The sequence below is a fragment of the Cellulomonas sp. ES6 genome (assembly GCF_030053835.1).
Taxonomy (GTDB): domain Bacteria; phylum Actinomycetota; class Actinomycetes; order Actinomycetales; family Cellulomonadaceae; genus Cellulomonas.
The window spans coordinates 1,399,380-1,412,615 of record NZ_CP125655.1; the positions used below are offsets into that span (position 1 = coordinate 1,399,380).

The 13,236-nt window shown below is 75.0% G+C and carries 11 protein-coding genes; 7 read left to right on the top strand and 4 right to left on the bottom strand.

All coding sequences use genetic code 11. From position 1 onward, the window contains the following. The first annotated feature begins 74 nt into the window (after positions 1-74). The 6 genes from metG to P9841_RS06575 all read left to right on the top strand — a co-directional run bounded on the left by metG (position 75) and on the right by P9841_RS06575 (position 8,188). Entirely contained in the window at positions 75-1,868 is a 1,794-nt protein-coding gene (metG, locus tag P9841_RS06550) for a methionine--tRNA ligase (protein ID WP_283321227.1), read from the top strand. After that, positions 1,869-2,843, top strand: a complete 975-nt coding sequence (locus P9841_RS06555; protein ID WP_283321228.1) for a TatD family hydrolase — start codon at positions 1,869-1,871, stop codon at positions 2,841-2,843. A 446-nt stretch (positions 2,844-3,289) separates the two neighbouring features. Continuing rightward, positions 3,290-4,618 (top strand): resuscitation-promoting factor, encoded by a 1,329-nt coding sequence (locus P9841_RS06560; protein ID WP_283321229.1) that lies wholly within the window; start codon positions 3,290-3,292, stop codon positions 4,616-4,618. 275 nt (positions 4,619-4,893) lie between these two features. Further along, positions 4,894-6,135: a resuscitation-promoting factor gene (locus P9841_RS06565; RefSeq protein ID WP_283321230.1), complete on the top strand. Its 1,242-nt coding sequence runs from the start codon at positions 4,894-4,896 to the stop codon at positions 6,133-6,135. A gap of 57 nt (positions 6,136-6,192) precedes the next feature. After that, complete coding sequence (locus tag P9841_RS06570; RefSeq protein WP_283321231.1) at positions 6,193-7,170, top strand: ribosomal RNA small subunit methyltransferase A; 978 nt, start codon at positions 6,193-6,195, stop codon at positions 7,168-7,170. A 73-nt stretch (positions 7,171-7,243) separates the two neighbouring features. Beyond that, entirely contained in the window at positions 7,244-8,188 is a 945-nt protein-coding gene (locus tag P9841_RS06575; RefSeq protein ID WP_283321232.1) for a 4-(cytidine 5'-diphospho)-2-C-methyl-D-erythritol kinase, read from the top strand. A gap of 7 nt (positions 8,189-8,195) precedes the next feature. Here P9841_RS06575 and P9841_RS06580 read toward each other — a convergent pair whose 3' ends face one another. The 3 genes from P9841_RS06580 to P9841_RS06590 form a co-directional block, all read right to left on the bottom strand. Continuing rightward, on the bottom strand, positions 8,196-8,900 hold the full coding sequence (locus tag P9841_RS06580) for a head GIN domain-containing protein (protein ID WP_283321233.1): 705 nt from the start codon (positions 8,898-8,900) through the stop codon (positions 8,196-8,198). 228 nt (positions 8,901-9,128) lie between these two features. Then, positions 9,129-10,310 carry an aminotransferase class I/II-fold pyridoxal phosphate-dependent enzyme gene (locus P9841_RS06585; protein ID WP_283321234.1) on the bottom strand — a complete coding sequence of 394 codons (1,182 nt, stop codon included), beginning with the start codon at positions 10,308-10,310 and terminating at the stop codon, positions 9,129-9,131. A gap of 31 nt (positions 10,311-10,341) precedes the next feature. Continuing rightward, on the bottom strand, positions 10,342-10,977 hold the full coding sequence (locus P9841_RS06590; protein WP_283321235.1) for a shikimate kinase: 636 nt from the start codon (positions 10,975-10,977) through the stop codon (positions 10,342-10,344). A gap of 156 nt (positions 10,978-11,133) precedes the next feature. Here P9841_RS06590 and P9841_RS06595 point away from each other — a divergent pair, with 156 nt between their 5' ends. Next, positions 11,134-11,874 carry a TetR/AcrR family transcriptional regulator gene (locus tag P9841_RS06595; RefSeq protein ID WP_283321236.1) on the top strand — a complete coding sequence of 247 codons (741 nt, stop codon included), beginning with the start codon at positions 11,134-11,136 and terminating at the stop codon, positions 11,872-11,874. Between the two features lie 49 nt (positions 11,875-11,923). On the opposite strand, the gene shiA is transcribed toward P9841_RS06595, so the two are convergent. After that, entirely contained in the window at positions 11,924-13,222 is a 1,299-nt protein-coding gene (shiA, locus tag P9841_RS06600) for a shikimate transporter (protein ID WP_283321237.1), read from the bottom strand. Positions 13,223-13,236: the final 14 nt, after the last annotated feature.

Below are 13,236 nucleotides of genomic sequence, written 5' to 3' on the forward strand. Positions count from 1 at the left end.
CGACCTCGGCCCGAGGTGACGACCTCGGCACCGCGCGCGCCGGGAGGGCCACGCGGCTCACTAGGATCGACGGCATGTCCCGCATCCTCAGCGCTGTCGCCTGGCCCTACGCCAACGGCCCGCGCCACATCGGCCACGTCGCCGGCTTCGGCGTCCCCTCCGACGTGTTCAGCCGCTACATGCGCATGGCGGGCCACGACGTCCTCATGGTCTCCGGCACCGACGAGCACGGCACCCCGATCCTCGTGCAGGCCGAGCAGGAGGGCGTCACACCCCAGGAGCTCGCCGACCGGTACAACCGCGTCATCGTCGAGGACCTCACCCAGCTCGGCCTGTCGTACGACCTGTTCACCCGGACCACCACGCGCAACCACTACGCCGTCGTGCAGGAGATGTTCCGCACGGTCCACAAGAACGGGTACATGGTCGAGCAGACCACCATGGGCGCCATCAGCCCGTCGACGGGCCGCACCCTGCCCGACCGCTACATCGAGGGCACCTGCCCGATCTGCGGCTACGACGGCGCGCGCGGCGACCAGTGCGACAACTGCGGCAACCAGCTCGACGCGATCGACCTCAAGAACCCGCGCTCGCGCATCAACGGCGAGACGCCGAAGTTCGTCGAGTCGAACCACTTCTTCCTCGACCTGCCGGCGTTCGTCGACGCGCTCGGGGACTGGCTGCGCACCCGCACCGAGTGGCGGCCGAACGTCCTGAAGTTCTCGCTCAACCTGCTCGACGACGTCCGGCCCCGCGCCATGACGCGCGACATCGACTGGGGCATCCCCATCCCGCTCGAGGGCTGGGAGGACAACCCGTCCAAGCGGCTGTACGTGTGGTTCGACGCCGTCATCGGCTACCTGTCCGCGTCGATCGAGTGGGCGCGCCGGTCCGGCGACCCGGAGGCGTGGCGGCAGTTCTGGAGCGACCCCGAGTCCCTGTCGTACTACTTCATGGGCAAGGACAACATCACCTTCCACTCGCAGATCTGGCCGGCCGAGCTGCTCGGCTACGCCGGCGGCGGGTCCAAGGGCGGCGAGCCGGGCGCGTACGGCCGGCTGAACCTGCCGACCGAGGTCGTGTCGAGCGAGTTCCTCACCATGGAGGGCAAGCAGTTCTCGTCCTCCCGCGGCGTCGTCATCTACGTCCGCGACATGCTGAGCCGGTACCAGCCGGACGCGCTGCGGTACTACATCTCGACCGCCGGCCCGGAGAGCCAGGACGCCGACTTCACGTGGGCGGACTTCAAGCGCCGCACCAACGACGAGCTCGTCGCCGGCTGGGGCAACCTGGTCAACCGCACCGCCAGCATGATCCACAAGAACGTCGGAGCCATCCCGCAGCCCGGGCCGCGCACGACGGTCGACGAGGACCTGCTCGCGACGACGACCACCGCGTTCGGCCGTGTCGGCGAGCTCATCGGCACGCACCGCCACCGCGCCGCCATCGGCGAGGCCATGCGGGTGGTCCAGGAGGCCAACCGGTACATCTCCGAGACCGAGCCGTGGAAGCTGAAGAACGACCCGGAGCGCCTCGGCACCGTGCTGCACACCGCCGCGCAGGCCGTGAGCGACTGCAACACCCTGCTGTCGCCGTTCCTGCCGCACTCGGCCCAGAAGGTGCACGAGGCCCTCGGCGGCACCGGGGCGTTCTCGCCGCTGCCCCGCATCGACGAGGTGACCGACCTCGACGACCCGTCCCGGCAGTACCCGGTCATCACCGGCGACTACCGCCGCGGCGTCACGCTGCCCGCGTGGCAGCCGGCCGCGGTCGTGCCGGGGACGCCCGTCGGCAAGCCGGAGCCGGTGTTCACGAAGCTCGACGACGCCATCGTCGAGGAGGAGCTCGACCGGCTGCGGCAGGGCTGAGTGGGCCGCTCGCGCGCCGGGCGGGACCGCGGCTGGCCGGCGCTGCCGGACGCGCTCCCGGCCCCGGTCGTCGACGACCACACCCACCTGGAGTCGGTGCTCGGCTTCGAGGCGCCCCCGGGGGCCGAGCCGGCACCCACCGGGCTCGACGACCACCTCGACCGGGCCGCCGCCGTCGGGGTCACCCGCATGGTGCAGGTGGGCTGCGACCTGGACGCCGTCGCGTGGACCGACGCGGTGCTGGCCGTGGACGCCGGGGCGGCGGCCTCCGGGCCCGTGCCGCAGCGGGCCGGCCGGCGGGCGCTGCTCGGCGCGGTCGCGATCCACCCCAACGAGGCGGTGCTGCACGCCGGCGTCCACGAGGTCGCACCCGACGGCCTCGAGCCCGACCCGCAGCCCCGCCACGACGTCGGCCTCGACGACGCCCTCGCCCGCGTGGCGGACGTCGCGCGCGGCAACGACCGGGTGCGCGCCGTCGGCGAGACCGGCCTCGACTACTTCCGCGCCGGATCGCGGGGGCGGGAGGTGCAGCGCGAGGCGTTCCGCGCGCACGTCGCGCTGGCCAAGGAGCTCGGCCTCGCCCTGCAGATCCACGACCGCGACGCGCACGACGACGTCGTCGACGTCCTGCTGCGCGACGGGGCCCCCGAGCGCACCGTCTTCCACTGCTTCTCCGGCGGGCCGGCGCTCGCCGAGGCCTGCGCGCGTGAGGGCTGGTACTGCTCGTTCGCCGGCCCGCTGACCTACCCCGCGAACGAGGACCTGCGCGCCGCCCTGCGCCTGCTGCCGCTGGACCTGCTGCTGGTCGAGACCGACGCGCCCTACCTCACGCCGCACCCCCTGCGCGGCCGCCCCAACGCGCCGTACGTGATCCCGCACACCGTCCGCCGCCTCGCCGAGGAGCGCGACCTCGACCTGGCGACCACCTGCGCCACCCTCGCCACCACGGCCACCCGCGTCTACGGCGCCTGGTGAGCTGACCGCCCCCTTTCTCCCCTTCCCCTCGGAGGCTCCCAACGTCATCGGAGGGGTCCGCGCACCATCGGAGGGCTCCGCGGACACCTCCAACCCCGCGCCCGACCCTCCGAGCCCGCGCCCACACCACCCGGCACCCTCGGAGGCTCCCAACGGCATCGGAGGCAGGCGCGCGGCATCGGAGGGCTCCGCGGACACCTCCAACCCCGCGCGGACGCCTCCGAGCACTGTGGGAGCCTCCGAACGCGCGGGAGCCGGTGCGGGTGCCGGGGCGGCCGTGACGGGGCCGTCGACGCAGGCGGGGCCGCCGAGCGGGCGGGGCGGCCGGGTGGGTGGTGGCGGGGCGGGTGGCTTCCGCTGCGGGTCACGAATCGGTTACGGTCGGGGTTGCTGTACCCGGCGTGAGTCCCTCCCTCCCGCCGTCCCGACCTGCTGGAGCCGTCCGCGTGCTTGCGCCCGACCCGTCCGTGCCCTCCCGGCCGCTGCCGGCGGGGCGCACCGAGCCCCCCGCCGACGCCGTCGTGACCGGGTCCGCCGCGACGGGATCGACCCCGCACCCCGCACCGCGCGACGCGCACCCCCACCGCGTCCACGCCCACCGCGCGCACCGCTCCCGGAGGGGCCGGCTGCTGCGGATCGGGGCGCAGGGCGCCGCCCTGCTGCTGGTCGCGGGCGCGACGACGGCGTTCGCCGGGCTGCACAAGACGATCACGGTCGAGGTCGACGGCACGCCGGTCGAGGTGAGCGCGTTCGGCCGGACCGTCGCGCAGGTGCTCGCGGCGGGCGACATCGAGGTCGGCGAGCACGACATGGTCGCCCCGGCGCTCGGCGAGCCCGTGCGCGACGGGTCCCAGGTGGTCGTCCGCCACGGCCGGCAGCTCGACGTCGAGGTGGACGGCGAGCAGCGCACCGTGTGGACCACCGCGCTGACGGTCGGCGAGGCCGTCGAGGGCCTGGGCCTGCGGGAGAACGAGACCCTGCTGTCCGCCTCGCGGTCGTCGTCGCTGAGCCGCGGCGACGTGCTGCGGGTCTCGACGCAGAAGACGATCCACCTCGCGGTGGACGGCCAGGTGATCGACGGGGTGACCAGCGCCGGGACGGTGCGCGACGCCCTGCGGGAGATCGGCCTGGTGCTCAACGAGGGCGACCGCGTGTCGGTGCCGCTGGACGCCACCGCGACCGACGGGCTGGTGGTGCTGGTGACCCGCGCGGCGACCGGCGGCGAGCGCGTCGAGGAGGCCGTCCCGTTCGAGGAGCAGGAGGTCGAGGACCCGACGCTCGTGAAGGGCACCCGGGTCGTCGAGACCAAGGGCCGCGCGGGCGTCCGGACCACCACGTACTCGACGTCCACGGTCGGCGGCGCGGTCGTGGACCGGCAGGTCGTGGCGTCGGCGGTGACCGTCGAGCCCGTGACCCAGGTCGTCAAGGTCGGCACGATGGAGCTCGCGTCCGGGGTGGACATCACCGTCACGCCGGGCAGCGCGCAGGAGGTCGGCAAGCAGCTGGCCGCGGAGCGCGGGTGGGGCGACGACCAGTTCGCCTGCCTGCTGGAGCTGTGGAACAAGGAGAGCGGCTGGCGGGTCGACGCCGAGAACCGCTCGTCGGGCGCGTACGGGATCCCGCAGGCGCTGCCCGGCTCGAAGATGGCCAGCATCGCCGCCGACTGGCGCACCAACCCGTCCACGCAGATCACGTGGGGTCTGAACTACATCGCCGGCCGGTACTCGACGCCGTGCGGCGCCTGGTCGTCGTTCCAGGCCAAGGGCTGGTACTGACCCCCGCGCCCTGTCCCCCACTTGGCAGCAGATCACGAATGGGTTACGGTCGCGTGTCGCCCGTGACAGCCCGCAACCCTGGGCTCCCGGGCAGCACCGCCCCTCCGGGTCTCGGAGGGCCGACCGCCGGATCGAGGATCCGGGACCGTCGGGTGCGGCTCCTCCCTCCAGGTGCCGCCGTCGCCGCGGGCTCCTGAGCCCGGGGCACCGCCGGGCGTCGCGGACCGCGACGCACCCCGCCCCTCGTGCCCGGGACCGCCGTCGTCTGGACACACGTGACCTCCCTCCTCCGTCGCGCCCGCATGCGCCTCGCAGCCACGCCCGCCACCCTCCGCACCCGCGTCGTGTCCAACACGACGGACCCCGGGACCACGGACCAGGAGCCGACCGCCGAGCGCCGGACGCGCCGGGGTCGTGTGCGCCTCATCGGTGCCGCGACCGCCGTGGTCGTGCTGGCCACCGGCGGCATCGCCGTCGCCGACGCCCACAAGACCGTCACCCTCGACGTGGACGGCGTGAGCACCACCGTCTCCACGTTCGCGGGCAGCGTCGACGGCCTCCTCGCCGAGCAGGACCTCGAGCTCGGCGCCCGTGACACCGTCAGCCCTGCCGGGGCCCTGAGCGACGGCGTCGACGTCGTCGTCCGGCACGCCCGCCAGGTGACCGTGCAGGCGGACGGCGAGCAGGCGACGGTCTGGACGACCGCGCTGACCGCCGACGAGGCGCTCGAGATGCTCGCCACCCGCGGCGACGACGTGCGCCTCGTGGCGTCGCGCTCCACCGCGGGCGGCCGCCCCGACCTGTCGCTGGACCTCACGCTGGACGGCCCGGCCGACGTGGTCGTGGACGGCACGACCCTCACGGTCCCCGACGGCAGCACCACGGTCGCCGACGCGCTCGACCGCCTGGACGTCGAGCTCCAGCCGCTGGACCGCGTGAGCGTGCGCCACCGGGACGACCGCGTGACGGTCGTCGTGAACCGCGTGGTCGTCGAGGACGTCACCACCACGAGCGAGGTGCCGTTCGACGCCGTCGAGCAGGACGACCCGGCGCTGTACGTCGGCCAGTCGAAGGTCACCACCGCGGGCGTGCCCGGCGTGCGGACCGTCATCGAGCGGGTCACGACCGTGGACGGCAAGGAGACGGGGCGCGACCTGCTCTCCGACGAGGTCACGCAGGCGCCCGTCGCGCAGGTGACGAACGTCGGGACCACGAAGCGCCCGGTCGTCGCGGCGCCGAGCACCCCGAGCACCCCCGCGGTCGGCGGCGGCGACGCGGCCGGCCTGAACTGGGGCGCCCTCGCGGCGTGCGAGTCGGGCGGCAACCCCACCGCGGTCTCCGCGAGCGGGACGTACCACGGCCTGTACCAGTTCTCGGTCGCCACCTGGCAGGCCGTCGGTGGCGCGGGCCTGCCCTCGGAGGCCTCGGCCGACGAGCAGACCGCGCGGGCGCAGATGCTGTACAACCGCTCCGGCGCCGGCCAGTGGCCGCACTGCGGGCCGCGGCTGTTCTCCTGACGCCGCGGCGGACGGCCGCACGCCGGCCGCCCGCGCGCGGCCGGTAGGCTCGCCCGCATGTCCTCCAGCAACGGCCCCGTCGCTCCTGCGGCGGGGCCGTTGCTCGGTCCCGCGGAGATCCGCGCCCTCGCCGAGCGGGCGGGGATCCGGCCGACGAAGACCCTCGGGCAGAACTTCGTGCTCGACGGCGGCACGGTGCGCAAGATCGTGCGGCAGGCCGACGTGGTCGCGGGCGAGCGGGTCGTCGAGGTCGGCCCGGGTCTCGGCTCGCTGACGCTGGGCCTGCTGGAGGCCGGCGCGGACGTCGTCGCCGTGGAGATCGACCCGGTGCTCGCGGGCCTGCTGCCGGAGACGGTCCGGCGGCACGTCCCCGGCGCGGCCGTGGACGTCGTGGACCTCTCCGACGTCGGCCCGGACGCCGGCGCGGACGTCCGCCCCGACGGACACCCGGCGCCCCCCGCCGGTCCCGCCCCCGCCCCCTCGCTGACGGTCGTCCGCGGTGACGCCCTCGACGTCCGGGCGCTGCCGGGCCGCCCGCCCACCGCGCTGGTCGCCAACCTGCCGTACAACGTGTCCGTGCCGGTGCTGCTGACGTTCCTCGAGCGGTTCCCGACCCTGGAGCGCGTCCTGGTGATGGTGCAGGCCGAGGTCGCGGACCGGCTCGCCGCCCCGCCGGGCAGCCGCACCTACGGGGTGCCGTCGGCCAAGGCCGCCTGGTACGCCTCCGCGCGCCGCACCGCGACCGTGGGGCGCACGGTGTTCTGGCCGGTGCCCAACGTCGACTCCGCGCTGGTGCGCCTGGACCGGCGCGAGCCCCCGCCGACGTCCGCCACCCGCGAGCAGGTGTTCGCCGTCGTGGACGCGGCGTTCGCGCAGCGGCGCAAGATGCTGCGCTCCGCGCTCGCACCGCTCGCCGGGGGGTCGGGGCCCGCGGTCGCGGCCCTCGCGGCGGCGGGGGTCGACCCGCAGGCGCGCGGCGAGGCCCTGGACGTGGCCGCCCTCGCGCGCGTCGCCGAGCACCTGCCCGGCGTCTGAGCGCGACGGAGGGCGCCCGGCCCGGGGCCGACGACCCCGCGCCACCAGCGCCCGGACCTGGCACAGTGGTCCCGTGACCGACCTGCGCCTCGCCCCCCGCACCGGCCGTGAGGTCCGCGTGCGGGCGCCGGGCAAGGTCAACCTCTCGCTCCGGGTCGGCCCGCGCCGGCCGGACGGGTACCACCCGCTGTCGACCGTGTTCCAGGCCGTCTCGGTCTACGAGGACGTGGTCGCGAGCGCCGCCGACGAGCTGCGCGTCACGGTCTCCGGGCCGCAGTCGGAGCTGGTGCCCACGGACGGCAGCAACCTGGCGCTGCGGGCGGCGCGTGCCCTGGCCGACCGCACCGGCGTCTCCGACGGGGTGCACCTGCACCTGCACAAGGGCGTCCCGGTCGCCGGCGGCATGGCCGGGGGCTCCGCCGACGCGGCTGCCGCGCTGCTGGCGTGCGACGCGTTCTGGGGCACGGGCCTCGGACGGGAGGAGCTGCACGAGCTCGCCGCCGACCTCGGCTCCGACGTGCCGTTCCTGCTCATGGGCCAGACCGCCGTCGGGGCGGGCCGGGGCGACCTGCTGACCGCCGCCCTCAGCCGCGGGGAGTACCACTGGGCGTTCGGCGTCCGGGACGAGGGGCTCGCGACGCCGCGCGTGTTCGAGGAGTTCGACGCGCTCGGCGGCGGCCACCCGGGGCCGGAGCCCGACGCCGACGTCACGCTGCTGCAGGCGCTGCGGGCGGGGGACGCGCCGGCGGTCGGCGCCCTGCTGCACAACGACCTGCAGGACGCGGCCGTGGAGCTCGCGCCCGGCCTCGTGGAGACCCTCGCCGTCGCCGAGGACGCCGGGGCGCTCGGCGTGGTCGTCTCCGGGTCCGGCCCGACGGTCGCGGCGCTGGCCCGCAGCCGGCAGCACGCGCTCGTGATCGCCGCGGCGATGACCGCCGCCGGGGTCGCCGACTCGGTGCTCACCGCCTCCGGCCCCGTGCCCGGGGCGCGGGTGGTCGCCGGGTCCGACGTGCTCTGACCGGCCGTCAGCCGCGCTCGACCGAGCCGGACCCCGAGACGTCCTGCTCGACCCGCGGGTCGCCGGTGTAGCTCACGGTCCCGGAGCCGCTGATCGACACGGCGAGCCGGTCCCGCACGCTGACCTCGACGTCGCCGGAGCCCTCGACCGACACGTTCGCCTCCTCCAGCCGGAGGTCCTCCAGGTCCAGGTCGCCGGAGCCCTCGATGCTCAGGTTGGCCGCACCCGCCCGGCCGGACAGCTCGACACCGCCGGAGCCCTCGATCGTCACGTCCACCCGGTCGGCGTCCACGCCGGACGCGGACACGCTGCCCGAGCCCTCGACCAGCACCCGGAGCCGCTCACCCGTGACGTCGGCCAGCTCGACGTCGCCCGAGCCGGACACCGCCACCTCGTCGACCCGGGGCAGGACGAGCTCGTACTCGACGTCCCCGAGGCCGCCGAACGGCCGGCTGTCCGCCTCCAGGAGCAGCACGCCGTCGCGCTCGCGGACGACCAGCCGGTCCTGCGTGCGCGCGCCGGCCGTGATGGTGAGGCCGGCCCGGTCGCCGCGCCGCACGGTGAGCTCGCCACCCGTGCCGAGGTCCACGGCGTGGACGTCCCCGACCTCGACCTCCCGGGTCTCGCTCGGTCCGGCGGACGCCACGCACCCGCCGAGCGCGACCGCGGCGACCGCCCCGAGCGCCACCGCGCCGGCCGTCCGGCGCCGCACCGCCGTGCGCCCTGCCGCCGTACGCCCTGCCGCCGTACGCCCTGCTGCGCTGCGCCGTGCCGTCGTGCGCGGTGCCATCGTGCGTCTCCTCGTCCCGGGCGCGGGCCGTCCCCGCGTCGTGCTCCCGAGCCTCCCAGCCGGCCGGCCCGCCCCGCATCGGGGACCACCCGGAGCGCACCCTGAGCCGACCCCGGACGGTGAGCGCCCGCGGGTGCGGGCGGCCCTGCGTCAGAGCCGGGTGAGCCCCCGGCGCAGCCCGCGCACCGCCTGGGCGATCCGCTGCTCGTTCTCGATGAGCGCGAACCGCACGTGCCCGTCGCCGCCCGGGCCGAACCCGACTCCCGGCGAGACGGCGACGTCGCACTCGCGCACGAGCAGCTCGGCGAACTCGATCGACCCGAGGTCCCGGTACGGCTCGGGGATCCGCGCCCAGGCGAACATGGTCCCGCGCGGCCGCAGGATGTCCCACCCGATCCGGGACAGGCCGTCGACGAGGGCGTTGCGGCGGCTCTCGTAGACGGCGGACAGCTCCGCCGGGTACTCCGTCGCCTCGTTGAGCGTGACGGTCGCGGCGATCTGGATGGGCTGGAACGTGCCGTAGTCCAGGTACGACTTGAGCTTCGCGAGCGCGCCCACCACGTCGCGCCGCCCGACGAGGAACGCCACCCGCCACCCGGCCATGGAGTAGGACTTGGTCATCGAGTACAGCTCGACCGCGACCTCCGTGGCGCCGACGCACTGCATGATCGACGGCGGCGTCCAGCCGTCGAAGCTCATGTCGGCGTACGCGAGGTCGTGCACGAGGACGACGTCCCGCTCCCGCGCCCAGTCGACGAGCCGCTGCAGGTCGTGCAGCTCGACGGTGGTGGTGGTCGGGTTGTGCGGGAAGGACAGGACGACGACCCGCGGCTTCGGCCAGCCGAGGTCCCACGCCTCCATCACGCGGTCCACGTAGCCGGCGCCGTCCGTGCCGTCACCGATCGGCACCTGGCGGGCGTCGGCGCCGGCGAAGTACGGGCCCCAGATGTGGATGGGGTACGACGGGGTCGGCACCAGCGCCGCGTCGCCGGGCTGCAGCAGCACCCACATGAGGTGGCTGAACCCCTCCTTGGCCCCGATGGTCGAGATCACCTCGGTCTCCGGGTCGAGGGTCACGCCGAACCGGCGCAGGTAGTGGTCGGCGACCGCCTGGCGGAGCTTGGGGATGCCGCGGGACGCGGAGTACCGGTGGTTGCGGGTGTTCTGCGCCGCCTCGGCGAGCTTGTCGACCGCGAGCTGCGGGCTCGGCAGGTCGGGGTTGCCGAAGCCCAGGTCCACCACGTCCCGGCCGGCGCGCCGCGCCTCGACCTTGAGCGTGTCGATGATCGTGAACACGTACGGCGGCAGGCCCGGGATGCGTCGGAACTCCATGGCCCGACGCTAGCCCCCGACCGCCGCGGCGCTAGTGACGCTCGCCGGAGTGCGGGCCGTGCTTGGCGTGCCCGGCGTGCTCCGCGCGCTCCCGGGCGGCAACGCGCAGCCGGCGCTCGATCTCCTTGGCGACCTCGGCGGCGGTCATGCCGTCGGTGAGCGTGCGGAGGGTCGAGACGGACTCGTAGACCTCCCGGCGCTCGCGCATGATGTCGATCCACCGCTGCCGGGGGTTGCCCATCAGCAGCGGCCGGGAGTCGTCGAGCCCGACGCGGGGCGCCGCGTACTCGATGCTGACGTCGAGGAACACCACGATGCCGCCGCCCGCGACGTACGCGGCGAGCTCCTCCTGGGTGTCCTGGCGCAGCGGTGCGCCGCCGCCGAGGGCGAGGACGCCCCGGTGCTCGGCGAGGGCGGCCTCGACGGCCTCGTGCTCGCGCTGGCGGAACGCGTCCTCGCCCTCGGCGAGGAAGATGTCGGCGATGGTGACGCCGGCCCGCTGCTCGACGTCGTCGTCGGTGTCGCGCAGCTCGACCGACCAGCGCCGGGCGAGCGCCTGCCCGACGGAGGTCTTGCCGGACCCCATCGGGCCGCAGAGCACCAGGAGCGGGCCGTGCTCGGGCAGCGGGGGCTGTGCGGCGGCGTGCGGGGCGGGGCGGGGCTGCATGACGCGGTCCTCCAGGGGTACGGCGACGCGGCGGTCGGTGCCGCGGTGCGTCGCGGATCGTACCAAGTGGTTCATACTGCACCTCGCGGCTCTCCGACCTGCGGACGGCCGCGCGTGCTCGCAGGGGGCACGCGGGACGACGACCGGAGATCCGCCATGCCCGAGACGACCGCGACCACCGCGCCCACCGACGGCCCCGGCGGCCCCGGCGGCCCCGGCGGCGCCCGCCGCGGCACGGCGCGCACCGCCGTGGCACGCCGCGACCCCGAGGGCACCCGCCGCGAGATCCTCGAGGCGGCCATCGAGGAGTTCTCGACGCACGGCCTGATGGGCGGGCGGGTGGACGCCATCGCGGAGCGCACCCGCTCCACGAAGCGGATGATCTACTACTACTTCCGCAGCAAGGAGCAGCTCTACGCCGAGGCGCTCCTCGAGTCCTACCGGCGCATCCGGGCCACGGAGGTCGGGCTGCACCTCGACGAGCGGGACCCGGCCGAGGCGCTGCGGCTGCTGGTCCGCTCGAACGTGCAGCACCACGAGCAGAACCCGGCGTTCGTGCGGCTGGTGGTGTTCGAGAACCTGCTCGAGGCCGGGGCGATCCACCTGATGTCCGACGAGGTGCGTGCCGCGAACCGCTCGGCGGTGACGATCATCGAGGACATCCTGCGGCGCGGGCGCGAGCAGGGCGTGTTCCGGGCGGGACCGGACGCCCCGACGGCGCTCGACGTGCAGGAGGTCATCTCGGGCCTGGCGTTCCAGCGCGTGTCGAACCGCTCGACGTTCCGGGAGCTGTTCGGCCGGGACATGCTGGGCGAGCAGGAGTCGGTGCACGTCCGGGCGATGATCGAGGACGTGGTGCTGCGCTTCGTGCTGGCGGACCCGGCGGACGCCGCCTGACCCGGGGACGGCCCGGGCCCGGTCCGCGACGACCGGGCCCGGACCGCGCTCAGGCCGCGGCCGGCTGCCGGACCGCGAACGCCGCGACCGCGGCGGAGACGAGCGACCCGACGAGCAGGTAGGTCGCCACCGGCCACCACCGCCCGTGCGCCGCCTCGAGCATGGCCGTGGCCAGGAACGGCGTGAAGCCGCCGGCGACGGCCGAGGCCACCTGGTAGCCGACCCCGGCCCCGGTGTTCTGGTGCGCGGCGCCGAACATCTGGGTGATGAGCGGCTGCTGCACCGAGACCGCCATGTCGTGGGCGACGTTGATGAGCAGGATCGCCACGATCGCGATCGCGACGATCGACCGGGACTCCAGGGCGAAGAAGAACGGGAACGCGCACACCGCGGCGACCAGCGAGCCGACCACGTAGTTGCGCCGCCAGCCGCCCCGGTCGGACAGGTACGCGAACGCCGGGATCGACACGATGCCGAGCGCGCCCACCAGCGCCGCGACGTTGACGAGCTGCTCGCGCGGCATCCCCAGGTGCGTGTCGGCGTACGCCACCGCGAACGTCGTGACGATGTACATCGTGAGCAGCTCGACGAGCCGCAGGCCGATGATCTCGAGGAACGCCCGGGGGTTCTGCCGGATCGCCGCCCGCACGCCGCCCGCCGCCGCGGAGCTCGCCGCCTGCGGCTCCTTGGGGCGCTCGACGACGCCCGACCGGATCCACAGCCCGACCGCGATCAGCACGATCGAGGACCAGAACGGCACCCGCCAGCCCCACACCTCGAACTGGTCGCCGGTGAGGTAGCTCATGCCGGAGACGGCGGTCGAGGCGGTGACGAGGCCGACGGCGTAGCCGATCTGCACGCCCGAGGAGTAGAACGCCCGCCGGCCCGCGGGGGCGTGCCGGACGGCGAGCAGGGCGGCCCCGCCCCACTCGCCGCCGACCGCGAACCCCTGCACGGACCGCAGCAGGGTGAGCAGCACCGGCGACCACCAGCCGATCTGGTCGAACGTCGGCAGGAACCCGACGAGCCCGGTGCACGCGCCCATGACGGTCATCGTCACGATCAGCACGCGCTTCTGGCCGACCCGGTCGCCCATGCGCCCGAAGAACAGCCCGCCCAGCGGCCGGAACAGGAACCCGATGCCGAGCGTCGCGAACGACGCCAGCAGGTTCATGGTCGGGCTGTCGAAGGCGTAGAAGTGCTTGTTGAAGACCGTGGCGGCGACCAGCCCGAAGATCAGGAAGTCGTACCACTCGATGACGGCACCGACGAACGCGCTGACAGCGGCGCGACGGGCCTGGCGGGGGGTGACGTCGGCCGGCAGGCCCGTCGTTCCGAGCGCGGTCATGGTGGGGATCTCCT